Annotated in this window: 25 protein-coding genes, 1 tRNA gene and 1 pseudogene; 5 read left to right on the plus strand and 22 right to left on the minus strand. The window is 55.7% G+C overall.

Annotated features, from left to right (window positions below; genetic code table 11):
* Positions 1-52: 52 nt before the first annotated feature.
* Positions 53-862: a YopT-type cysteine protease domain-containing protein gene (locus QRN38_RS01140; protein ID WP_057418668.1), complete on the minus strand. Its 810-nt coding sequence runs from the start codon at positions 860-862 to the stop codon at positions 53-55.
* A 180-nt stretch (positions 863-1,042) separates the two neighbouring features.
* Between QRN38_RS01140 and QRN38_RS01145 the strand changes: the two are divergent.
* Positions 1,043-1,186: pseudogene (locus QRN38_RS01145) on the plus strand (transposase domain-containing protein); the annotation flags it as partial.
* Positions 1,187-1,216: 30 nt separating this feature from the next.
* Here the strand turns inward: QRN38_RS01145 and QRN38_RS01150 are convergent.
* From QRN38_RS01150 to QRN38_RS01240, 19 genes are all read right to left on the minus strand, one after another.
* Entirely contained in the window at positions 1,217-1,747 is a 531-nt protein-coding gene (locus tag QRN38_RS01150) for a LysE family translocator (RefSeq protein WP_057418669.1), read from the minus strand.
* Between the two features lie 426 nt (positions 1,748-2,173).
* Entirely contained in the window at positions 2,174-2,785 is a 612-nt protein-coding gene (locus QRN38_RS01155) for an LbetaH domain-containing protein (RefSeq protein WP_057415482.1), read from the minus strand.
* Between the two features lie 347 nt (positions 2,786-3,132).
* A tRNA-Lys gene (locus tag QRN38_RS01160) sits at positions 3,133-3,208 on the minus strand.
* A 63-nt stretch (positions 3,209-3,271) separates the two neighbouring features.
* Entirely contained in the window at positions 3,272-3,961 is a 690-nt protein-coding gene (gene queC / locus QRN38_RS01165) for a 7-cyano-7-deazaguanine synthase QueC (RefSeq protein ID WP_003378999.1), read from the minus strand.
* A 1-nt stretch (position 3,962) separates the two neighbouring features.
* Positions 3,963-4,610, minus strand: coding sequence for a 7-carboxy-7-deazaguanine synthase QueE (gene queE, locus QRN38_RS01170; protein WP_011104809.1), 648 nt, complete (start codon positions 4,608-4,610; stop codon positions 3,963-3,965).
* A 171-nt stretch (positions 4,611-4,781) separates the two neighbouring features.
* Complete coding sequence (gene ybgF / locus QRN38_RS01175) at positions 4,782-5,600, minus strand: tol-pal system protein YbgF (RefSeq protein WP_011104810.1); 819 nt, start codon at positions 5,598-5,600, stop codon at positions 4,782-4,784.
* 6 nt (positions 5,601-5,606) lie between these two features.
* Entirely contained in the window at positions 5,607-6,107 is a 501-nt protein-coding gene (pal, locus tag QRN38_RS01180) for a peptidoglycan-associated lipoprotein Pal (RefSeq protein ID WP_002554651.1), read from the minus strand.
* Positions 6,108-6,159: 52 nt separating this feature from the next.
* The gene (gene tolB, locus QRN38_RS01185; protein WP_007245445.1) at positions 6,160-7,410 is read right to left on the minus strand and encodes a Tol-Pal system beta propeller repeat protein TolB; all 1,251 of its coding nucleotides are present in this window, start codon (positions 7,408-7,410) and stop codon (positions 6,160-6,162) included.
* 47 nt (positions 7,411-7,457) lie between these two features.
* Positions 7,458-8,528 (minus strand): cell envelope integrity protein TolA, encoded by a 1,071-nt coding sequence (tolA, locus tag QRN38_RS01190; RefSeq protein WP_005616090.1) that lies wholly within the window; start codon positions 8,526-8,528, stop codon positions 7,458-7,460.
* Complete coding sequence (gene tolR / locus QRN38_RS01195) at positions 8,528-8,992, minus strand: protein TolR (RefSeq protein ID WP_002554654.1); 465 nt, start codon at positions 8,990-8,992, stop codon at positions 8,528-8,530. The genes tolA and tolR overlap by 1 nt, the downstream gene beginning before the upstream one ends.
* 14 nt (positions 8,993-9,006) lie before the next feature.
* Entirely contained in the window at positions 9,007-9,702 is a 696-nt protein-coding gene (gene tolQ / locus QRN38_RS01200; protein WP_002554655.1) for a protein TolQ, read from the minus strand.
* Complete coding sequence (gene ybgC / locus QRN38_RS01205) at positions 9,692-10,159, minus strand: tol-pal system-associated acyl-CoA thioesterase (protein WP_003378990.1); 468 nt, start codon at positions 10,157-10,159, stop codon at positions 9,692-9,694. The genes tolQ and ybgC overlap by 11 nt, the downstream gene beginning before the upstream one ends.
* Positions 10,160-10,293: 134 nt before the next feature.
* Entirely contained in the window at positions 10,294-11,355 is a 1,062-nt protein-coding gene (ruvB, locus tag QRN38_RS01210) for a Holliday junction branch migration DNA helicase RuvB (RefSeq protein ID WP_057418670.1), read from the minus strand.
* On the minus strand, positions 11,356-11,964 hold the full coding sequence (ruvA, locus tag QRN38_RS01215; protein ID WP_007245442.1) for a Holliday junction branch migration protein RuvA: 609 nt from the start codon (positions 11,962-11,964) through the stop codon (positions 11,356-11,358).
* Positions 11,965-12,072: 108 nt separating this feature from the next.
* On the minus strand, positions 12,073-12,597 hold the full coding sequence (gene ruvC, locus QRN38_RS01220) for a crossover junction endodeoxyribonuclease RuvC (protein ID WP_003364732.1): 525 nt from the start codon (positions 12,595-12,597) through the stop codon (positions 12,073-12,075).
* Positions 12,598-12,727: 130 nt separating this feature from the next.
* Positions 12,728-13,474: a YebC/PmpR family DNA-binding transcriptional regulator gene (locus tag QRN38_RS01225; RefSeq protein WP_003378984.1), complete on the minus strand. Its 747-nt coding sequence runs from the start codon at positions 13,472-13,474 to the stop codon at positions 12,728-12,730.
* 114 nt (positions 13,475-13,588) lie between these two features.
* Positions 13,589-15,364 (minus strand): aspartate--tRNA ligase, encoded by a 1,776-nt coding sequence (aspS, locus tag QRN38_RS01230; RefSeq protein WP_010209281.1) that lies wholly within the window; start codon positions 15,362-15,364, stop codon positions 13,589-13,591.
* A 284-nt stretch (positions 15,365-15,648) separates the two neighbouring features.
* The gene (locus QRN38_RS01235; RefSeq protein WP_007245440.1) at positions 15,649-15,993 is read right to left on the minus strand and encodes a ribbon-helix-helix domain-containing protein; all 345 of its coding nucleotides are present in this window, start codon (positions 15,991-15,993) and stop codon (positions 15,649-15,651) included.
* 359 nt (positions 15,994-16,352) lie between these two features.
* A complete protein-coding gene (locus tag QRN38_RS01240; RefSeq protein WP_003314356.1) occupies positions 16,353-16,826 on the minus strand; it encodes a Dps family protein in 474 nt (157 codons plus the stop codon).
* A 467-nt stretch (positions 16,827-17,293) separates the two neighbouring features.
* On the opposite strand from QRN38_RS01240, the gene QRN38_RS01245 reads away from it, so the two are divergent.
* Entirely contained in the window at positions 17,294-17,902 is a 609-nt protein-coding gene (locus QRN38_RS01245) for a cold-shock protein (RefSeq protein WP_007245438.1), read from the plus strand.
* 81 nt (positions 17,903-17,983) lie between these two features.
* Here the strand turns inward: QRN38_RS01245 and QRN38_RS01250 are convergent, their stop codons facing one another.
* Positions 17,984-18,190 carry a SlyX family protein gene (locus QRN38_RS01250; RefSeq protein WP_005766070.1) on the minus strand — a complete coding sequence of 69 codons (207 nt, stop codon included), beginning with the start codon at positions 18,188-18,190 and terminating at the stop codon, positions 17,984-17,986.
* The gene (locus tag QRN38_RS01255; protein WP_011104815.1) at positions 18,187-18,618 is read right to left on the minus strand and encodes an HIT domain-containing protein; all 432 of its coding nucleotides are present in this window, start codon (positions 18,616-18,618) and stop codon (positions 18,187-18,189) included. The genes QRN38_RS01250 and QRN38_RS01255 overlap by 4 nt, the downstream gene beginning before the upstream one ends.
* Before the next feature lie 916 nt (positions 18,619-19,534).
* On the opposite strand from QRN38_RS01255, the gene QRN38_RS01260 reads away from it, so the two are divergent.
* The 3 genes from QRN38_RS01260 (at position 19,535) to QRN38_RS01270 (ending at position 23,796) form a co-directional block, all read left to right on the plus strand.
* The gene (locus QRN38_RS01260) at positions 19,535-20,881 is read left to right on the plus strand and encodes an OprD family porin (protein WP_046463746.1); all 1,347 of its coding nucleotides are present in this window, start codon (positions 19,535-19,537) and stop codon (positions 20,879-20,881) included.
* 176 nt (positions 20,882-21,057) lie between these two features.
* Positions 21,058-22,773, plus strand: coding sequence for a proline--tRNA ligase (locus tag QRN38_RS01265; protein ID WP_024666831.1), 1,716 nt, complete (start codon positions 21,058-21,060; stop codon positions 22,771-22,773).
* A 66-nt stretch (positions 22,774-22,839) separates the two neighbouring features.
* Positions 22,840-23,796, plus strand: a complete 957-nt coding sequence (locus QRN38_RS01270; RefSeq protein ID WP_007245435.1) for a lipoprotein — start codon at positions 22,840-22,842, stop codon at positions 23,794-23,796.
* Positions 23,797-23,807 lie beyond the last annotated feature (11 nt).

The following is a 23,807-nucleotide window of genomic DNA, read 5'->3' on the forward strand; positions in this document are numbered from 1 at the left end:
CCTTGCCCGAACAATAAAAACACCCTACGAATACAAATCTGGAGACCTCAGATCAGCGCATTTTTGAAGCGAATATCTGAACGCCGACTAAAGTCAGCCCGTCTGCTGATGATATATTTTCGATAGTGTCCGCCAACGCCTTAGAGTGCGTATGAAACTCTCCTAGATTGGGATCAAACAAGGTTGCGCTTTTGCCGTCGGGTGACACAGAGAAACCCAAAGCATGAGCAATTTCTTCACTGTATATGACCAATACCCCTTTGCGATTCTCTACAATTGCCTCACATAAGGAATTCAGCGCCGCTTCATCAGTAACGATCTGCCTGCCTGATTGCTTACAGGCAATTAGAAATGGCAGCCCAGAGTTTGACTTATCCTCCAACACGGGCCGAAGTTTTAGCCCTTTAATCTCAGCCGCTTGCAACAAGCTTTCCGTACCAGCCATGGCGCCAGTCGACACACCGGGATTTGAGGACGAGTGCTCCAACAGAAACTTATGTTCAGTTCGATAAAAGTTATGAATAGTACGAGCGTGCACCACACCCTCGAATGACCCCAAAAATCTCATTCTTTCTGCCGACGCATAGGGTGTTGCATGGTCTTTCCCTGCATGAATCATATTGATCCAGCTCAACGAAAGGCCAAAGCACATTGCACGCTGGCTTATGCCGTGATTATTCGTGCAAATACCTTGATCAAATCTCGACAATGCAATAGACGATAGCTGAGTCGGAAGCTGTTTCCACCGACCATCGCTGTGCTGAGCAGGATCAGGCATCTGGTTTTCGACCGACGCCGAAGACCCAGCCTGAACGTTAGCGAGGCTCGGGTATTTTCCAATGTGTCCAGAGACGTTTGTCATATTTTCAGCACCCTAATCAAAAGATGCGGATTGAGTGGTTTTAGAAGCGAATCGGTTCCCTGGCTATCTGATGTGGGGCAGCTCTGTTTATTAGCTGGTGGCGGAAGGACTATGAGTAGCATGAACTGACATGCCTTTGTGGCTGCCGCAAACACACCCTTGGCGAAGAAGTCAGCGAGCAGCTTGGTCGAGACGGCTAAAGCCAACGACCAAAAACCCTATGCGTGACTACGCCAGGCATTAGAACGGCTGCCACTGGCGACCTCAGTTGAAGATTACGAAGCCCTGTTGCCGTGGAACTGCACGCTTCATTTGCGTTCCTAAACGCACTGCCCGTTTTTGACAGGATGGGGTTTATGGAGCACTTACCGCATGTCCAGCAACGAGCAAAGATAAACCGGCCCCACCAAGAAGCGAACCGCAAACTCGATTAAATATCTTTTTTGCCTTGGCTCCCGCAAGCCACCGCTGAAGATGCAGCCCCAAATATGCATAAATTGCAATAGCGACCCATTCGAGAGCTAAGAATATAGCTCCAAGAATAATAAATTGCGTGAGTACATCCTCATCAGGTACGACAAATTGAGGCAGGAATGCAGTAAATATCAATATCGCTTTAGGGTTTCCAATTGCCAAAAGAAATTCTCGACGCATTAGCGTTGGTATTCTTCCTTCTGACTCACCACCCTTTTGAGCCATTGCACTCACATCGCCGACCCATAACTTGTACGCCAAGTAGATAAGGTAGGCAGCACCTAGCAATTTTATGATAATAAAAATCGTTTTGGATGCCAAGATCACAGCCGTTAGCCCGGCGAAAGTTAGAGCTATATAACTCCGCTCATATCGAATTTTCCGTAGTCGATTTTTGTGCGCCAAGGACATTAGGTACCCGATTTAAACACTAGCAATCGGCACTGCCAAGGCGATCGCAACTGGCCATCTAAACTACTGGAGCGGCACTCGGCGTCATTTGGCACTGGACCGCCATGGGCGGATCGAGTTTTCAAACTTTGTTTCTGCAGTAGGTACTCGTCGAATCTACGAGTCCTTGCTAGATTTACTGATCTGACGCTCGGGCCACTATGTCATCTTGTATCCATACTTAGGCTCTGTACAAAAAGTCGGCGGGCGAAGGTCAGGCAAGGCAAAAACAGGCGAGGAAGCGGACTTCTGGACTAGGTAGTTGGGATTGCCTGGGCGGACAATCCCAACTACGTCGGAGGTGTGTCTTGGGGAAGAACGAACTATTGCGCTCTTGAGAGATATCAGCCAAGCCTCACTCCTGGCCTGAGAACGCAAGCCCTAAAATTAATCGTAGGCGAACTGGTCAATCAACCCCAGACGTGGAACGTGGGTATTTGGCCGTAGTAACGCGCCCGGAGCGATGACGGCGTTTGCCCCAATTTTGCAGCCGTCACCGACCAAAGCACCGAACTTTTTCACTCCCGTCACGATGACATCGCCGTCATGAAGGATTTTGATATCTGCGCCATCCAGTTCGTTACGGTAATTGGCAATGATTGCACCTGCTTCAATATTCACGCCCTCACCGATTAACGAGTCGCCAACAAAGTTGAAGTGCGCCAGTTTGCTTCCACTAAGCATGAAGCTGCTTTTTATTTCGCAGCTTGGGCCAACGATGCAATTGCTGCCAAGATAGACGCCTCCACGCAGGTAAGCTCCCGACGCCACAAATGAACCTTCGCCGATGATAATCGCGCCTTTCAGCACTGCTCCTTCCTCGACAATCGCACTCTCATGGACGACACAGTTGCCGTGACGCCGATAACCCGCGCCAAGGCCCGCCTGCAATGCTAAAACCTGATTTTCGCAGTCTTGAGCTACAAGCCACGCGCTAGGGGGTTCCAAGCCTAACGAGGGCCATTGAGCAATAAACGTACTGATCTCAGATAGCTTCATAGAAACTCCTCCTATACATGTAAGGTGCAGCGTCCGGGCCAGCAAACAATATTGTTAAAATCGCCTGAGCCGAAGGGTGTGTGCGCTGACGCCAGGAAAACTCTCCGCGCTGCAATTTTAGATCACCACTTGCCGGCACTATGTTTCGCGACAGACGGCGGCTTGACCGGAAGCACATTGCACTCAAACGGTACTGCTTGCGTTCAACCTTGAAGGCTTGCGATCTGCTTTACAGATTGTTGCCTCAACCCTGGACGACGGCTCAGGCAGCGATCCTGAAACACAATCCGCAAAGCAAAAAAAAACCCGGAAATCCTCATTTTCATGGGCCTTCCAGATTTTTGAAATGGTGGGTCGTGTGGGATTCGAACCTACGACCAATTGGTTAAAAGCCAACTGCTCTACCAACTGAGCTAACGACCCTCTGTTGTGTGGCGCGTATATTACTGATTTTTATCAGTAATTCAACACCTTTTTTGAAAAACTTTAAAAATAACGTGTCGGGTCTGCCATGCCGGCGGCTGTGAAGCCCTCTGCGCGCAGGCGGCAGCTGTCGCATTTGCCACAGGCGCGGCCCTGATCGTCAGCCTGATAGCAGGAAACCGTCAGTGCGTAGTCGACACCCAAAGCAGTGCCCGCCTTAACGATGTCCGACTTGCTCAGGTTCTGCAGCGGCGCCCTGATTGTGAAGCCCTGCCCTTCCACTCCAGCCTTGGTCGCCAGGTTGGCCATGCGCTCGAAAGACTCGACGAACTCGGGACGGCAATCAGGGTAGCCTGAGTAATCCACCGCATTGACGCCGATGAAGATATCCCGCGCACCGAGCACTTCTGCCCAGCCCAGCGCCAGCGACAGGAACACGGTGTTGCGTGCCGGTACGTAGGTTACCGGAATGCCCTCAGAGGGCGACTCAGGCACGGCGATGGAGCTGTCGGTCAGTGCCGAGCCGCCAATGCCGTTGAGGTTCAGGCCGATAACCTTGTGTTCGACCGCACCCAGATCGCGGGCAACGCGGGCTGCGGCATCCAGCTCGGCGCGATGACGCTGGCCGTAGTCGAAGCTCATGGTGTAGCAGGCGTAACCTTCTGCGCGGGCCATGGCGACCACGGTCGCGGAGTCGAGCCCGCCGGACAGCAGGATCACAGCTCTTTTTTCGGTATTGGTCAATTCACTCATGTCAGCGCCCCGGCTCGTCATCCCAAAGAATTTTATGCAGTTGCATCTGCAGGCGTACCGGCAGATTGTCGGCCACTATCCAGTCTGCCAGGTCGCGGCCTTTAAGCTCGTGATGGCTGGCAGAGAACAGCACTTCGCCGGCACGGCGATCGAGGCCGTACTGGATCAGCTTGGAAACCGCCCAGTCATAATCCTCGCGCGAGCAAATCACGAACTTGACCTGATCGTTCGGCGTCAGCAACGCCATGTTTTCGTAGCGGTTGCGTGCGACTTCCTTCGACCCCGGGGTCTTGAGATCGACGACGCGGCTGACACGAGGGTCCACTGCCGAGATATCCAATGCGCCACTGGTCTCCAGCGACACTTCATAGCCCGCATCACAAAGACGCTTGAGCAATGGAATGGCGTTGGGCTGGGCGAGCGGTTCGCCACCGGTCACGCAGACATAGCGAGGACGATAGGACGCGACTTGCCCGACGATGTCATCCAGCGTCTGAATGGTGCCGCCACTGAACGCGTAGGCACTGTCGCAATACTGACAGCGCAATGGGCAGCCGGTCAGGCGGACAAATACGGTGGGCAGGCCAGCCGTACGGGTTTCACCCTGCAACGAGTGAAAGATTTCGGTGATGCGTAATGTTTCTTGCATATCAGCCACGGGCGTAACAGCTAAACAGGCCGTCCGCCTCCGTCAGGCACTTCAAGGAACCCTGCAATCGCAGAATCCGGAAAAGCGTAAGGTGTACCGGAATTTCGGGTGCGAGATTCTAACGAAAAAAGCCGCGACTAGCGCGGCTTTCTTGATCAGCGGGTCAGAACATCAGAGGCGCTGAAGATCCCGTTGCGCCAACTGTGCAGCTGAAGTGCCCGGATACTGGGCGACAACCTGCTGCAGTATGCCTTTGACCTTGTCGGTATGACCCAGACGACGCTCGACATCAGCCAGCTTGTACAGCGAGTCAGGCACCTTGGCATGCTTGGGGTACTGCTGGCTGACTTTGGCGAACGCCTGACCGGCACCCTGAAGGTCGCCTTTGGCCAGATTCACTTCGCCCAGCCAATACTGGGCATTGCCCGCGTATGAACTGTTGGGGTATTTGCGCAGGAAAGCGGTGAAGGCCTGACTGGCCTTGTCGAAATCCTTTGCCTTGATCAAATCGAAGGCCGCTTCGTAATACAGCTTTTCCTTCGCCGGATCAGGAGGCTCCGTGCCTGCTGCCGGTGCCTGCTGAGCCGCTGAGGCCGAAGGCGTCCCACTGGCGTCGATAGCGCCACCAGAAGGTTGAGAATTATTGGTAGCCGGAGCGGATGCGCCACTGGCTATGCGTTGATCGAGTTCCTGATAACGCTCCAGAGCTTCTTGCTTCATGCGCTGGATGTCGTTTTGCTGGACCTCGACAACACCGCGCAAACGCGCGATTTCGTCCTGCATTTGCTGCAATTGCATGAACAGCTGACCTTGTGCCGAGGCAGGGGCCGTAACCCCTCCCCCGGCATAGGCGCCGGACGTGCCATAACCCGCTGGCGGATAACTGCTGCTGCCAGAGCCAGAATTGTTATCGACCACAGGTGCCGCACCCAACGCTGAAAGCGGAAGGGCGAGGGCCAAAACGGTTAGAGCACGTCGGCACGTTCGCATGTCAAATTACTTACGCAGTTCGACGCGACGGTTTTGAGCCCAGGACTGCTCGTCGTTGCCGGTAGCAACTGGACGCTCTTCGCCGTAGGAAACCAGTTCCAGCTGAGCTGGGGAAACACCTTGCAGAACCAGGTAGCGTTGAACGGCTTTCGCACGACGCTCGCCCAGTGCCATGTTGTACTCGCGAGTACCACGTTCGTCGGTGTTGCCTTCCAGAACAACGCGAGCGCCGTTAGCTTTCAGGTCTTTGGCGTGCACGTCCAGGGAGCGCATGGCTTCTGGCTTCAGGTCCGAACTGTCGTATTCGAAGTAGAAGGTGGTGATTGCGCGCAGAGCAGCTTCTTCGCTCAGGGAGCCGTCAACTGCACCAGTGTTGGCGCCGTAACCAGCGTTAGGATCAACAGCACCGCCTGCACCGGCATTGTCGCCGCCTTTGGACGAGCAACCTACAGCTACAGCCATGGCCAGAGCCAGCGCAGCAAATTTACCAAACTTCAGCATTTCCATCTTGAAACTCCTAATGAACCCCAGTGTGTTAAGCAAATCGTGTAGCGCCGCGTCAGTTCAGGTAAGGGGACCAGGAAGGTTCTCTGACTTCGCCTTGAGCGGTAGGAAGCGGGAGCCTTACGCGTCCATTGATGGACACGAGCATCAAGACTCCCCGGCCCTGCTGGCGGGTGGCGTAGATTACCATGGTGCCGTTGGGCGCAACAGTAGGCGACTCATCAAGGTTGCTATCTGTGAGGATTTTTACGCTACCGCGGGCCAAATCCTGCACTGCCACCTTGAAATTAGTGAAGCCGTCCTGCCGGTGAATCATTACCAGCGTCTTTTCATCGGCTGACAATTTCGGGTTGGCGTTGTAGTTACCCACGAACGTTACACGTTCGGCACCGCCGCCATTAATGTTTGTCTTGTAGATCTGTGGCTTCCCGCCACGGTCCGACGTGAAGTATAGCGTAGACCCGTCCTTGCCGAAGAAAGGTTCAGTATCAATCGAAGAATCATTGGTTACGCGGCTCAACTGACGCGAAGCCAGATTGATGACGTAGATTTCCGGGTTACCGTCCTTGGACAGTACGAACGCCAGCTTGCTGCCATCCGGCGACCACGCAGGTGCGCCGTTCAGGCCTTCGAAGTTGGTGATCTGCTCGCGACGGCCGGTATCGATATGCTGAACAAAGATGCGTGGACGCTTCTGTTCAAACGACACGTAGGCAATACGTTTGCCGTCTGGCGCGAAACGCGGCGACAGGATCGGCTCACGGGATTGCAACAGGGTTACCGCACGAGCACCGTCGTAATCCGAACGCTGCAGCGTGTAACGCGTGTTGTTCTCCGAAAAACGCTCGGCAGTCACGTACAGCATGCGAGTAGAGAATGCACCTTTGATACCGGTGAGCTTCTCGAACGACTGGTCGGCAATGTAATGCGCCATGTCCCGCAGTTGATCGTTGGTGCCGGACACGTTACCGGTCAGGACCTGCTGTTCAGTGGCCACGTTGAACAACGCGTACTGAATCTGCAGACGTCCACCAGCCGGCGTGATGTTGCCGACCATGACGTACTGTGCACCCAGCGCTTTCCAGTCACGGAAAATGACTTCGCTGGCCTGGGTCGGCAAGCTGATCATGTTCTGCTTTGGAATCGGCGCGTAATAACCGGAGTTGCGCAGGTCATTGCTGACGATCTCAGCCATGTCTTCCGGCAGCACGTTACCGCCCTGCCAACCGAATGGCACGACCGCGATTGGAGCCGCGCGGTCACTGCCGCTGGTGACCAGAATGTTCTTTTCTTCTGCCGCCACCATTGCGGAGGCGAAACAGAGAACGACGAGCAGTCCTCGAAAAAGGTTGATCACAAGGCTAGATCTCCAGGTGTGAATGTCATCTTGAATGAACGATAGGGAGCGAAGTCAGCCGGCTTCAAACCCTGCATTTCTGTCAAACGTCCAATGTTCTTCACCGCTGCAACTGCAGAGCTGTCAAACGGCCCGTCTCCACTGGACTTGGCAATCGATACGGAAGCAATCGTACCGTCCGGCAACATTCCGATCTGCAACGTTACCGACATGTTGTTACGTGCCGATGGTGGACGACTCCAGCCCTCGGACGCCCGAACACGAATCAGATCATCGAAACTGCCAGCCGTCTCATCGCCACGTTCGTCAGCCAAAGCCTGTTGCCGTTCCGGTTTGTCGGACAGCAAATCGGCCAGTGCCTGCGCCTTCTTGTCTTCAGCGGATTTACGAGCTGCTTCCTGCGCCTTCTTGGCAGAATCGGCAGCGGCTTTTTTCTTCGCGTCCTCGGCAGCCTTTTTCTTGGCGTCTTCTGCGGCCTTTTTCTTGGCCTCATCAGCAGCCTGTTTCTTGGCTTCCTCGGCAGCAGCTTTCTTGGCGTCTTCTTCGGCTTTTTTCTTCGCCTCGTCTTCGGCCTTCTTCTTGGCTATATCAGCCAATTGTTTTTCTTCAACCTTTTTAGCGTCAGCGACCTTCTTGGCTTCGTCAGCTTTCTTTGCATCATCAGCCTTTTTGGCCTCTTCTGCCTTCTGCTCGGCTTTCTTGGCCTCGTCGGCGGCTTTCTGCTCTTCGGCTTTTTGAGCCGACTCTTCTTTCTTTTGTTCCGCAGCTTTTACAGCTTCCTGTTTGAGCTGCTCGATCTTTTTCTGCTCCAGCTGTTCGACTTCAGTCTGTCGCGCAGCAGTTTTCTTCGCCTCACCGGCAATCTTCTGGTTGGTCTGGGTAGTGGCCTGGCTCTTGGACTTGAGCTGATAGAGCGTTGCCTGAACGATAGGCTTGGCTTCGGGCAGATCCGGAGTCATGGCAAAACTGACGAACAGCATGCCGAAAATCAGGATATGCAATGCCACTGCCCAGACACTGGGCCAGAAGAAGCTTTCCGAGGCGGACGGCTCTCGAATCGGCTGCATCAGGGTGCCTCGGTAATCAAACCAACATTCCCGACCCCAGCCTTCTGCAGCCCGCCCATCGTGCCCATGACCGAGCCGTAATCAACGGTCTTGTCACCACGAATGAAAACCTGCGTCTGCTTGCCTGCGTCACGACCGGCAGCGACGATCTTGGTCACTGCAGCGGTCAGTTGCGGCAGGGTCATTGCCTTGTCCATCTGCTTGTCGGTATCGACTTCGCTGCCAAGGTTCCAGTAATAGGTCTTGTCAGCCTTGATCGAAATGGTCAGGACCTGATTGTTGTTGTCTTGCGGCAAAGCCTCGCTGGAGACCTTGGGCAAATCGACTTTCACGCCCTGGTTGATCATGGGAGCCGTCACCATGAAAATCACGAGCAGCACCAGCATCACGTCGATGTAGGGCACTACGTTCATTTCAGCGACCGGCTTGCGTTTTCTGCGACGATCTCGAGCGATTAAAGCCATGGGGAATTACCTGCTCACTCTTCGCTGGTGTGCACTTTACGGTGCAGGATGGCCTGGAACTCGTCAGCGAACGTGTAGTAACGGCTGATCAAGGTCTCACTGCGCGCGGCGAAACGGTTGTAGGCAATAACGGCCGGGATGGCTGCGAACAGGCCGATGGCCGTTGCAATCAGTGCTTCGGCAATACCTGGCGCCACGGTGGCCAATGTTGCCTGCTGGGCAGTTGCCAGGCCGCGGAAGGAGTTCATGATCCCCCAGACCGTACCGAACAGACCGACATAAGGGCTGGTAGAACCTACGGTTGCCAGGTACGGCAGGCCTGCTTCGAGCTTTTCTTCCTCGCGGGAAATGGCTACACGCATGGCACGCGCCACACCTTCCATGACCGCATCAGGATCAACGCCGGACTGCTGACGCAGGCGGGAGAATTCCTTGAAACCGGCACGGAAAATCTGCTCGACGCCCGAATCAGGATCAGGATTGCTACCTGCCTGACGGTACAGCTTGGACAGGTCGATACCCGACCAGAAACGCTCTTCGAAGCTGTCCAGTGCACGCCGACCTGCACGCAGCATGTTGCTGCGCTGAAAAATCACGATCCACGAGGTGACCGAAGCGGCCACCAGAATCAGCATGACCAACTGAACAACAATGCTGGCATTGCTGACCAAACTCCACATGGAGGAATGGTCGACGACGTTAGCTTCCACGCTTTATCTCCTGCTCTGAATGTATGCCCGCGCCGCCCTGGTCGGCAAAGGCCGCTCGCAGAGCTTCGGGAATGGCCCGGGGTTTGAAACTATCGGCGCGTACACACGCCACCAGAAACTGCCCTTCACAGAGCAGTGTTGCATCCGACGCCCGCCTGATCTGCTGTTGAAAGCGCAGGCTGACACGGTTCAATTCGGTTACTTGTGCACTGACGAGCAACTCGTCATCCAGCCGCGCAGGCTTGTGATAACGGGCCTCACTGGAGTGCACGACAAATAAAAGGTTTTCCTGCGCCAGTTCGGATTGGGCAAAACCCAATTCCCGTAGCCGCTCGGTACGAGCCCGCTCCATGAATTTCAGATAATTGACGTAGTAGACGATGCCGCCTGCATCGGTGTCCTCGTAATAAACGCGACAGCGATGTGCGAACGACTGAACCCCGTTTTGCGCGCGCATACTCTAGTGCTTACTCCTCGGGTTGCCAATCGGGTCAGGCAACTGTTTTTCAACGATTTGCCACTCGGTGAGCGGTAATGGCAGCAGAACTGGCAATGTGACCACGCCGACTGCAAATAAATTGCAAACCATTGCTATAAATCCGCGGCATCGTCGACAAATTCAGCTGCGACCGGCATCTCGCCCATCCTCGTCGGAATGTTCAGCCCGAAATGCAGATACGCATGACGGGTGACCACGCGCCCGCGAGGTGTGCGCATGATATAGCCTTGCTGGATCAAATAGGGCTCCAGTACGTCTTCAATTGTGTGACGCTCTTCACTGATCGCGGCCGCGAGGCTGTCGACACCGACAGGCCCGCCGTCAAACTTCTCGATCATGGTCAGCAGCAGACGCCTGTCCTGATGATCAAAGCCGTGCTCGTCGACATCCAGCAGGTTAAGCGCCTTGTCGGCTGTCTGCCGGGTGATCTGACCATTGCCACGCACCTGGGCGAAGTCCCGCACGCGGCGCAACAAACGGTTGGCTATACGCGGCGTACCACGGGCGCGTCTGGCGATCTCGAACGCACCTGCGGGCTCGATGACCAGCCCCAAAATGCCTGCCGAACGAGCCACGATCGTCGAAAGATCGGCAATATTGTAGAACTCCAGACGCTGCACAATCCCGAAGCGGTCGCGCAGCGGGTTGGTCAGCATGCCCGCGCGGGTGGTTGCGCCAACCAGCGTAAACGGTGGTAGATCAAGCTTGATCGAGCGTGCTGCAGGGCCTTCGCCAATCATGATGTCGAGCTGGAAGTCCTCCATCGCCGGATACAGCACTTCCTCGACAATCGGTGATAACCGATGAATCTCGTCGATAAACAGCACGTCGTTCGGTTCAAGGTTGGTCAGGATTGCCGCCAGATCACCGGGCCGCTCCAGCACCGGGCCGGAGGTGCTCTTGATCGACACGCCCATTTCCTGGGCGATGATATTGGCCAGGGTCGTCTTGCCCAGACCGGGCGGGCCGAAGATCAGCGTGTGGTCCAGCGCCTCGCTGCGGCCTCGGGCAGCCTGGATGAACAGCTCCATCTGCTCGCGCACGGTGGGCTGGCCGATATAGTCCGCAAGGCTGAGCGGGCGAATCGCACGATCCAGCTGTTCATCACGATCACGGCCGCCAACGGCGGTTATCAGGCGGTCGGCATCTATCACTTAACCCATCCCCTTCAACGCACGGCGAATCAGATCTGCACTGCTCAAGTCTTTTTCCTTGATCGCGGAGACGGCCTTGCTCGCCTCCTGAGGTTTGTAGCCCAGCGAAATCAGCGCACTGACCGCATCGGACTCGGCCGAGGCCACGGGATCTGCGTGATTCGGACCATTGGAAACCAGTGTAAAAGTGCCTGGCAAGCTCTCCCAGGCCTTGAAACGATCCTTGAGCTCGACCAGCAGACGTTCGGCAGTCTTCTTGCCGACACCGGGGATACGGGTCAGCGCGGACGTATCCTGAGCCTGAACGCAGCGCACCAGCTCATCGACTTCCAGACCGGACATCAATGCCAGCGCCAGCTTCGGCCCGACGCCGTTCAGACGGATCAGCTCACGAAACAGCTCACGCTCGCGTTTTTCATAGAAGCCATACAGCAGATGCGCGTCCTCGCGAACCACCAGATGGGTGTGCAAGGTCACGGTCTCGCCGACATGCGGCAGCCTGTACAGCGTCGTCATCGGCACTTCCAGCTCATAGCCAACGCCGTTGACATCCAACACCAGGTGCGGAGGCTGTTTTTCGGCAATGGCGCCGCGTAAACGTCCAATCACGTTTCAGATCCTTTCGTGTTGCCTGTCGCTTGCGCGAAGAAGAAGTTGAATACAATCATCACAGGAGTAACCGGCCTGCAAGTAAAAATATGCGTGCGAATGATGCAATCAGAGCCTTAACCGACCGCCACGACTGCGCGCCGTGCCCAGCCCGTGGGGAATCAGACTGGAACGCGTGTGTGCGTGACACAACGCGATGGCGAGGGCATCGGACGCATCGATTTGCGGCTTCTGGGTCAGTTTGAGCAGATGCATGACCATCATCATTACCTGCTCTTTATTGGCCCCGCCCGTCCCGGCCACCGCCTGTTTGACCTGAGTGGCTGTGTACTCGGCGATTTCCAGTGCCTCTTCGGCCCCTGCGACGATAGCCGCCCCCCTCGCCTGCCCCAGCTTGAGCGCCGAATCGGCATTGCGCGCCATGAATACCTTTTCGATGCCCATCGTCACGGGCCCGTAGGTCTTGATGACCTCACGCACACCACGATAGACGATTTGCAAACGCTCATGCAGCTCGCCGCTGCCGGTGCGAATACACCCCGAGGCCACGTAAACGCAGCCACGCCCGGTGTCACGCACCACGCCATAGCCGGTGATTCGCGAACCGGGGTCGATACCAAGAATAAGAGTCATAACGCCTGCAGCTTGAGAAGGTCACGCAAAACAATAGGTGCAGCATAAAGGCAGAAGCCGGAGGCCGATAGCTGCGTGATGTGCACAGCGTCGTTCCCCCGGCTTCTGACACGGTGTTACCTGTCGGCGATCAGCCCAGTTGCTCCATGACTTCATCAGGAATTTCCGCATTTGAATACACGTTCTGCACGTCATCCAGGTCTTCAAGCATGTCGATCAGCTTGAGGACTTTTTCAGCGGTTTCCAGATCGAGCACAGCACTGGTGGTCGGTAACATGACGATTTCTGCATCTGCAGCCTTGAAACCGGCCGCCTCCAAAGCGTTACGCACCGCGTAGAACCCGGAGAACGATGTGAACACGTCGATCGAGCCGTCGTCGTTGGTCACGACATCGTCGGCATCGGCCTCCATGGCGGCCTCGATAAGGGAATCCTCGTCAACGCCAGCAGCAAAGGAAATCTGGCCCTTGCGATCGAACAAGTAGGCAACAGAGCCGTCGGTGCCAAGATTACCCCCGCACTTGGTGAACGCATGGCGAACCGCCGCCGCGGTGCGGTTGCGGTTGTCGGTCATGGTTTCGACCATGACCGCTACGCCGCCCGGGCCGTAGCCCTCGTAACCCAGCTCTTCGACATCGTCGCCATCTGATGCACCCACGCCACGCGCCACGGCGCGATCAATGGTGTCACGGGTCATGTTCGCACCAAGCGCCTTGTCCAGCGCCAGACGCAGACGCGGATTGGAACCCGGATCGCCACCGCCCTGACGCGCAGCAACGGTCAGCTCACGAATCCACTTGGTGAAAATCTTGCCTTTTTTGGCATCCTGACGCTCTTTGCGGTGCTTGATGTTCGCCCACTTAGAATGACCTGCCATTTTCCGCTCCAGATTCTTTTGAAACACCTTCACCTTTCGCCCCGAACAACCAGGCAAAAAGCTTCACTCAATAAGGGTAATACAGGGCGTATCGACGATACGCCCTGTCCGGCATCACTCGGCTTTTGGCTGCTCGCGCAGACGGATGTGCAACTCGCGCAACGCTTTGGCATCGACAACGCCAGGCGCCTGGGTCATGACATCGGCCGCGCTCTGGGTTTTCGGGAAGGCGATGACTTCACGAATCGATTGCGCGCCGGTCATCAGCATGACCAGACGGTCGAGACCGAATGCCAGGCCACCGTGCGGCGGTGCACCGTACTTCAAGGCATCGAGCAGGAAGCCGAACTTCTCCTGCTGCTCGTCTTCGGCGATGCCCAGCAGACGGAATACCGCCTGTTGCATTTCCTTGCGGTGGATACGGATCGAACCGCCACCCAGCTCGGTGCCGTTGAGGACCATGTCGTAAGCACGGGAAAGCGCCGTGGCAGGGTTGGCTTCCAGCTCTTCAGGCGTGCACTTGGGTGCAGTGAAGGGGTGGTGCAACGCCGAGAAGCTGCCGTCGTCGTTTTCTTCGAACATCGGGAAGTCGACGACCCACATCGGCGCCCACTCGCAGGTGTGCAGCTTGAGGTCGTTACCGATCTTGATCCGCAGCGCGCCCAGAGCTTCGCTGACGACCTTGAATTTGTCCGCACCGAAGAAAACGATATCGCCATCGACCGCGCCCACGCGATCAAGGATGACGTTGAGGTTTTCTTCAGGGATGAACTTGACGATCGGCGACTGCAAGCCCTCAGGCCCTTTCGCACGCTCGTTGACCTTGATGTAGGCCAGGCCTTTGGCGCCGTAGATGCTGACGAACTTGGTGTAGTCGTCGATCTGGCTGCGCGCCATGCTGGCAGCGCCCGGTACACGCAGTGCGGCAACACGCCCTTTCGGATCGTTGGCCGGACCGCTGAACACCTTGAATTCCACGGCATTTAGCTGATCGGCGACGTCTACCAGTTCCAGCGGGTTGCGCAGGTCCGGCTTGTCGGAACCGTAGCGACGCATGGCTTCTTCGAAGGTCATGTGCGGGAAGTCACCGAACTCAACGTCCAGAACTTCCTTGAACAACTGGCGAACCATCTTCTCGGTCAGACCAATGATGTCTTCCTCGTTGAGGAAGCTGGTCTCGATGTCGATCTGAGTGAATTCCGGTTGACGGTCAGCACGCAGGTCTTCGTCGCGGAAGCACTTGGCGATCTGGTAGTAGCGGTCGAAGCCGGCCACCATCAGCAGTTGCTTGAACAACTGAGGCGATTGCGGCAGCGCGAAGAAGCTGCCCGGGTGTGTGCGGCTTGGAACCAGGTAGTCGCGAGCACCTTCCGGCGTGGCACGGGTCAGGATCGGCGTCTCGACATCGAGAAAGCCGTTTTCATCCAGATAACGACGAATGCTGGTGGTGATACGCGAGCGCAGACGCAGCTTTTCAGCCATTTCCGGACGACGCAGATCGATGAAGCGATAACGCAGGCGCGTTTCTTCGCCGACATCGGAATATTCGTTCAGCGGGAACGGCGGAGTTTCGGACTCGTTCAGTACTTCGAGCTCGTAGCCCAGCACTTCGATGGCACCGGATGCCATGTTGGCGTTGACGGCACCGGCAGGACGGGCGCGGACCTTGCCGACGACCTTGACCACGTACTCGCTGCGCACACGGTCGGCGGCAGCGAAGCTGTCTGCACGATCGGGGTCGAACACTACCTGAGCCATGCCTTCACGGTCGCGGATATCAAGGAAGATAACGCCCCCGTGGTCACGACGACGGTGGACCCATCCGCAAAGGGTAATTTCCTGGCCTTCCAGACTCTCGTTCAGTTGGCCGCAATAATGGCTGCGCATCATGATGGTGTTTTCACTTCTCGTAATTCGAATTCGGTGGCGCTTTCGCTCCTGGCTTGCGCTCGGTGGCACAAGACACCGGCACAAGGTTCAAACCAGCCTTGGCCCATGCAGAGTCACGCCCGCTAGCAAGACGGAGGATTATATAGAGTTAATTGCCAGCGTGCAGCCGAACGAACCTATCCCGTCCGGATAAGTTCGTGAGCGCCCCCCACAGCCCGGCAGTGCTACTGTGGAGGGAAGCAGGCCCGCCGAAGCGGACCCGCAGAAATGAGGACAAGGTCGAGCTAGGCGTGGGAATTTTCCAGGCGATCGCCTTTCAACAGATGCGCAACGCAGACAACACGAATCAGGCCACTGAAATTTTTGACCCCGCCGTAGCGCAAGTGAACCTCCCTATCGATGTAGGACAATACCGCATTGACGGAACATTCATTGGAAGTTGCGATGCCTGTAAGAATATTCCAATAGACGTTCTCTAGCCGCAGGCACGTTGCCAGACCGTTGAGCCGAACCGATTTCGAGTGAGGCTGCGCCAGCGTCATATTGAAATCCTCGACAAAAGGATCATGGCGTATTTCCACCTCCCGCGGTAAAGCTTTAACCTCTCGTTCAACACCTCGTAATATCATGACAACCACCTCGAATCATTAAATTCAAAACACCAGAAGAAATATTAAAAAACAAATAAATGCTTCGATGTATAAAACAGGATTCAAGACTATATATCCAGCCGCCCCTACACTCTGTAACTGTAGGACATGGCTACAGCACGCAGCGGAATATCGTTTAACTTTGAAGGGCTAATGAATAGACGTTGAAAGCCCACGAAATTAGCGGCAGGCAGAGCACGCCAAGGTCTGGGGCCTACAGCGCAGCGCCCTTGAACCGAAAACGTAGTAACAGCCAGACAAGTGCTGGCTGCAAGGCGGCAGGTAAAAGCGGAGATACAGAGCAGGCGAGCGGCACTGAAAGCCACTCGCCATAGCGGTTACTTCGACTCAAGCATCGAGCGGAGCATCCAGGCAGTCTTTTCATGAACCTGCATGCGCTGGGTCAACAGATCAGCGGTCGGCTCGTCACTAACCTTATCCAAAAGAGGAAAGATACTACGAGCAGTGCGGACAACGGCTTCTTGACCTTGAACCAGACTTTTGATCATATCTTCGGCACTTGGCACGCCTTCTTCTTCCTTGATGGAAGACAGGCGAGCATACGTCGAGTAAGTGCCGGGTGCCGGGAAGCCCAGCGCGCGAATACGCTCGGCGATAGAGTCAACCGCCAGCGCCAGTTCGTTGTATTGCTCTTCAAACATCAGGTGCAGCGTGCGAAACATCGGCCCGCTGACATTCCAGTGAAAGTTATGAGTCTTGAGGTAAAGCACATAAGTATCCGACAGCAGATGCGAAAGACCGTCCACGATCGATTTGCGATCCTCTTCACTGATACCAATATCGATTGCCATGTTTCATGCCCTTTTAGTGAGGATTGAAAATCAGTAACGACCGCTACTCTATCAAGAGAACCCGAATGGTGCAGCTTTCCGTGCAGCCCACGCCGTCCGTAAAGGGCCAGCCAGAAATTCTTCCACCGGTTCGACGCCGTAGCAGGGGTCGTTATCAGCGGACCTTTCAGACACATAGAGGGGAAACATCACCAAACCCGACTCGAGCTCTCTGCGCCGGTACTTGTAGAGGCGCACTACAGCGTCTTGCTGCCCATGCAGGGCTTGCTCAGGGGGCGTTATTGATTGCTGATTTGAGTAGCATCGGTGTTTGCTGTTAAATACACGGCGTGTCGCCAATGAGTTGCCATTCAGCATCGGCGCATAGGCTGGCCCACCGCTCGTGCATCACGCCTCATCTTGTTCAGAAGCGTACCGGGCGTTACCCGCTATTTCTTGTAATCCTTCTTGCATGTGAGCTTTTTAAAATGTTGAAAATCGTCCATCTGGTAACGGGAGCAGCAGCCCTGCTGCTTTCTTTCATACCCAGTCTGCGCAGCGAAGCCGTGTCTCCCTACCTGCAAAACCCTGACGCGCTTTGCCTCGCCTTTCTTGGGTTGCTTAACCTGATACTCGCTCCGGTGATCCCTTACTGGAATCGAGGCCCACGACACAATCTGCAAAATCTGGTCAGCGCCCTGCTTGTCATTGCGGTAGTCGCGCAAACGCTGACATTGCTTGTTCCATTACAGATAATTGCCGGTCAACCTGCAGTCATGGTGAGCCTTGCCATCGCCATTGTGGCCGTCGCCCTGCATCTGGGTGTCAGCTTTTACAGGTCCTACTCCCCTTCGCCCGCCACTCAAAGTCACGACATGGGAAATCGCGATACTGGCACCGTAAAGTGGTTCAACACATCCAAAGGCTTCGGCTTTATCTCCCGGGATTCGGGCGACGATATTTTTGTGCATTTTCGAGCCATTCGCGGTGAAGGTCACCGCGTGCTGGTCGAGGGCCAACGCGTCGAGTTCTCTGTCATGAACCGCGACAAGGGCCTGCAGGCTGAAGATGTCATCGCTGCCCTGCCCCGCCGCTGATTGCCTGAATCAATAATTTGCTTCAGGCATTAAAAAACCGCGACATCCCAACGGACGTCGCGGTTTTTTTATGCAGACAGATCAATAGTGAGGTGGCGGTGCATCTTCCTCGAACGTATCGAACTGGCTGCCCATTTCCTCCTGGCGCTTGATCATCGCCGCCATCTGCTGCTGCAGATGATCAAACTCGCGCCGCTGCTTTACCAGCACATCATTGAGTGCCTGAATCGTGTCGTCCTGAAAGGCCATACGACTTTCCAGCTCCATGACTCGCTCTTCAAGGTTCATGGCCGCTCTCCCTCAAATCGAAAATCATTGGTCAGTGCAGGCTTGAGCTGCCGGCAGATCTCTGCAAATTGCTCATCGGAATAGGCAACCGCCGCATGCTTGCCCCAGACGGGCGCAGGCCACGCAATGTCGTCACGCTTGCGCGCAATGACGTGCATATGAAGCTGGCTGACCACGTTGCCCAGTGCAGCAACGTTGATTTTATCCGCAACGAAGACCTCCTTCAGCACCTTCGACAGCGCAGTCGTTTCCTGCCAGAGCTGCAGTTGATCCGCGGCGCTCAGTTGGAACACCTCGGTGATATCAGCCCGACGCGGCACCAGAATGAACCATGGGTAATGTGTATCGTTGGAGAGCAACAGGCGGCACAGCGGGAAGTCGCCGATGGGCAAGGTGTCTTGTTGAAGACGAGAATCCAGAACGAACACGATAAAAAACTCCTGACGGCCAGGTGAATGTACCTGCCCTGTGGGTAACAGGGTGATGCGAGATGCCACGCAGAATACTAGGGTTCTTGCCACGCTTCACCTGCTGGCGTGTCCGCGCACCAGAATGCGACCCACAGAATTCGAATCGCACCGATTTGACGCCGTAACCGGGTACCCATGCCGATGAATACGGGGCAAGCCACCACATGCAGACCTGCCGCCTGACAACCGCCTGACTCTGGTACACGAAAATGAAACAACCCTTCCCTCACCATAGGCGTCGCCCGGACCGTGCTCCAGGTTCAAGCGAAGCGGGCAATCACTGCACCAAAACAACACACCGCTGTTGCAACAGCAACACTGCGGGTTCTTTTTCTACTCAATTGGCAGGGCCTCAGGTAACGCTTTGGGGTGAAAAAACCACGCATAGATGCACCGATGAAAAGCTATCGCTATTTTTACAAAATTAATATATCTATATAAATCAATTACCTATGATCAAAACGCAATGCGAATTCTGATTTTTCACAAAATTTTTTCATTTCCAGGAACTTTGTGCACGCTTGTTGCTTTATCACCCACATGATCAAAGCATCCCTGGCGGAAAACAGGGATGAAAAGATCAAGGGAAAAGGCGTACGACCCTGGGAGACGTTTCGGTGGTCTGGGCTTGAGTCGATCTGATCAGGCACAGAACGTAGCGACGAGATCCGGACACACTTGAGTAAAGGCACTGTGCCTGCTTCACACGACGTGCCGAACACCCTGTCGTAAAGAATCTGAAAGGATAGAGCTGTACCTATAGCAACCAGCGTCAGCGTGATATAGATTCCGCCGACCAAAAATAGAAAGAGCCGCCCAGATAAAAAAACAGGTGGACGGCAAAAATCTTCTAAAAACCAAAGGAGCAATCACGATGAGAGTGATGAAGTGGAGCGCAATCGCACTGGCCGTTACGGCAGCCAGCACCCAACTGGCAACAGCGGCACCTTTCGTCAGCGATCAGGCTGAGGCCAAGGGTTTCGTCGAAGGCAGCACGCTTGACCTGAAGTTGCGCAATTACTACTACAACCGTGACAGAAAGAATAATCCCGCTCCGGGCGGCCGTAGTGACAAAGACTGGACTCAGGGCATCTGGGCCAACTTCAGCACTGGCTACACCCAAGGCACTATAGGTGTCGCCGCAGAGGCCTTCGGTTACGGCGCCCTCAGACTCTGGGGTCCAGACAAGTATTCGGGCTCGGGCAACCTGGTTACCGACTCCAATGGCGACAACGAAGCAACACAAGGTAAATTTGGCGGTGCTGTGAAATTCCGCGTTTCGAAGACAGAGCTGAAAGTGGGCGACATGCAGCCGACCAGCCCTGTATTCGCAGTTGGCGGTTCGCGCATACTGCCTCAGACCGCTAGCGGCCTGAGCCTGCAGAGCAGCGAGATTGCCGGTCTTGACCTTGAAGCTGGACATTTTTACTCAGGCACAAGCCAGGATGACACCAGCCACAACGGTAGCATCTGGGCAACCTACGCCAATGGTTTTAATGGCCTGAAAGCTAATAGTGCGGATTTCCTGGGCGGTAAATACGCAATAACCGACGGCCTGGGCGTAGCTTTTTACGCAGCCAAGCTCGAAGATATCTGGGATCAGTACTACGGCAACGTGAACTACGCGCTGCCTCTGGGCAATGACCAGTCCTTGGCGTTTGACGTCAACCTTTATCGCACACTTGACGAGGGTAGCTCCAAAGCTGGCTCGATCAACAACACTACGTATTCAGCTTCGGCAGCCTATTCCTTCTTGGCAGCGCACACCGTTACTGTCGCGTATCAGAAGGTCGACGGTGACACTCCATTCGACTACATCGGCATCGGCGACAATAATCGTGGTGGCGACTCTATCTTCCTGGCCAACTCCGTTCAGTACTCTGACTTCAACGGCCCGGGCGAAAAGTCGTGGCAGATTCGCTATGACCTGAACATGACTCCTTATGGCGTTCCTGGCCTGAGCTTTATGACTCGCTACCTCAATGGTGACAATATTGACGGTACCAAAGTGGATGCCTCCAGCCTGTACGCCAACATGTACGGCGCAGACGGCAAACACCACGAAACCAACCTTGAAGCTAAATATGTAGTTCAGGCTGGCCCGGCGAAAGATCTGTCCTTCCGCATGCGTCAAGCCTGGCACCGCGGCAATGATGCTCAGTCAGACGGCGACGTCAACGAGTTCCGCCTGATTGTCGATTACCCGATCTCGATCCTGTAATCGCAACTCAGCACTCGTTAATAGACGAAGCCCGGCGCATGCCGGGCTTTTTCATTTTCATCAAGACCTGAAATACCCTCCCGCCATCTGCATGCCCGCCCTGCCCTGTACGCGACCGGAACACCTCCGTACAATGCAAGGTCATTTCCAGTCTCAGCAACCGACAACGGCCTACCATGCGCACCAGTCAATTTTTGCTCGCCACACAGAAAGAAACCCCTTCCGATGCGGTCGTGGTCAGCCATCAGCTGATGCTGCGTGCCGGCATGATCCGTAAACTGGCGTCCGGCCTCTACACCTGGCTGCCCATGGGCCTGCGCGTGCTGCGCAAGGTCGAAGCGATCGTTCGTGAAGAAATGAACGCTGCCGGCGCACTTGAAATTCTGATGCCCGGCATTCAGCCTGCAGAGCTGTGGCAGGAATCCGGTCGCTGGGAGCAATACGGCCCGGAGCTGATGCGCCTGGTCGACCGCCACAACCGCGAATTCTGCCTGGGCCCGACCCACGAAGAAGTCATCACCGATCTGGCCCGCAATGAGCTCAACAGCTATAAACAGCTGCCTATCAACATGTACCAGATCCAGACCAAATTCCGTGACGAGATCCGCCCGCGCTTCGGCCTGATGCGCGGCCGCGAGTTCGTCATGAAAGACGCCTACTCGTTCCACGCCGACAACGCTTCGTTGCAGGTCACATACGACCGCATGCACCTGGCGTACAGCAACGTATTCAGTCGCCTGGGCCTGAAGTTCCGCCCGGTCGAGGCTGACAACGGTTCGATCGGTGGCGCAGGCTCGCACGAGTTCCACGTCCTGGCCGAATCCGGCGAAGACGATATCGTGTTCAGCAACGGCTCCGATTACGCCGCCAATATCGAAAAAGCCGAGGCAGTGCCTCGCGAAAAAGCGCGTGCGGCCGCTACTGAAGAGCTGCGCCTGGTCGACACACCGAATGCCAAGACCATCGCGCAACTGGTCGAAGGCTTCGGTTTGCCAATCGAAAAGACAGTAAAGACGCTGGTTGTGCACGCTGCCGAAGAAGGCAAGCTGATCGCGCTGATCATTCGTGGCGATCACGAACTCAACGAAATCAAGGCCAGCCAGCAAGAACTGGTCGCCAGCCCGCTGGTGATGGCGTCCGAAGCAGAACTGCGTGACGCCATCGGCGCAGGCGCAGGCTCGCTCGGCCCATTGAATCTGCCGCTGCCGTGCATCATCGACCGTTCGGTCGAGCTGATGAGCGACTTCGCCGTCGGCGCCAACATCGACGACAAACATTATTTCGGCGTCAACTGGGAGCGCGACTTGCCGGTGCCGACCGTTGCTGACCTGCGTAACGTGGTTGCCGGCGATCCAAGCCCGGATGGCCAGGGCACGCTGGAAATCAAACGCGGTATCGAAGTGGGCCACATCTTTCAGCTGGGCACCAAATACAGCGAAGCGATGAAGTGTCAGGTACTGGGTGAAAACGGCAAACCGGTCAATCTGGCCATGGGTTGCTACGGTATCGGCGTTTCTCGAGTGGTTGCCGCCGCCATCGAACAGAACAGTGACGAAAACGGCATTATCTGGAACGACACACTGGCACCTTTCCAGATCGCGCTGATTCCACTGCGTTACGAAACCGACGCCGTCCGTGAAGCGACAGACAAACTGTATGCCGAGCTGACCGCCGCCGGCTTTGAAGTGCTGCTTGATGACCGCGACAAGAAGACCAGCCCGGGCATCAAGTTCGCCGACATGGAACTGATCGGTATTCCGCATCGCATCGTGGTCAGTGATCGTGGCCTGGCCGAAGGCAATCTGGAATACAAGAGCCGTACCGAGTCGCAACCGCAAGCCATTGCCGTCGCGGATGTGCTGTCGTTCATTCAGGGCCGAGTGAAACGCTGAGCCACAAGGCGCACCTGCCTTACAGGTGCGCCGCTCATCACTTACCCCATCCGCATCAGAGATCCCATGCTCAAACGAAGCACCTTAAGCCTCGGCAGCGCCGTTCTGTGCGGCACTTTTCTCGTCGGCGGCTGTGCCAACCAGTTATCGCAACGCAGTGAGCACGAAGAGCGCGTCGAGCGCAAACTGCTCGAACACACGCTGCAAGTCGACATTGGCGAACCCAAAACGCTGGAGTTGCCGCAACGGCGTGTGCGGATTCACGAACACAAGTCATTCGAAGTCACCGATTTCGAGGTGACGCGTCACTATGACCGCTACACCCCTTATCAGCCGTGGCGGGAAATCTACGAGATCCCGCTTGGCGCGGTTGCAGTCGTCGCTGGCGTCGGCGCGAATGTGGTCAACGTGTTTGCACTGGGCAACTTGCCGGAAAGCATGACCAAGGACTGGATTCACTATGGAGTGGCTGGCCTGAATCCATTCATGAACGCCCCTTCCCATGGTCGCGCCCAGCAGAATCTTGCGAGTATCGATGAGGTCCAGAAGGACAAGCGAATCGAGAACTCCACGCTGCCATGGAATGAGCGCCCGGTGATGGTCAAGGCCGGCAACCAAACGCATGAAATGAGCACTGACCGCAACGGCGTGTTGCGCCTGAATCTGCTGGACAGTCCGTTTGCCGAACAGGACCTGAGCCGCATCACGCGCATTTACATCAATGTCGAAGATGATCAGGACAGCGCACACGCCAATGCCAGCTTGCCGATCAGCCATTCTCTGCGCGGTAAATTGCTGGAGGCGCATGCGCTGATCTACGACGACCTGGAAGATGACGAGGTCAGCCAGTGGGTGCATCGAGTCAAACGCCTCTCTGACATGGGCCTGGAAGAGGAAGCGAGCGAGCTTGAGCAAAGCCTGATCGAACTCACGCGCAACGATCCGCAGTTGCAGGGCGAGTTTCTCAAATCACTTGCCAGGGACGCTGGCCGACTGGTCGCGGTTCCCGCCCAAAGCGAGTAATGCGAGCGGCT

This window comes from Pseudomonas sp. CFBP2511 (assembly GCF_030209255.1).
Taxonomy (GTDB): domain Bacteria; phylum Pseudomonadota; class Gammaproteobacteria; order Pseudomonadales; family Pseudomonadaceae; genus Aquipseudomonas; species Aquipseudomonas avellanae.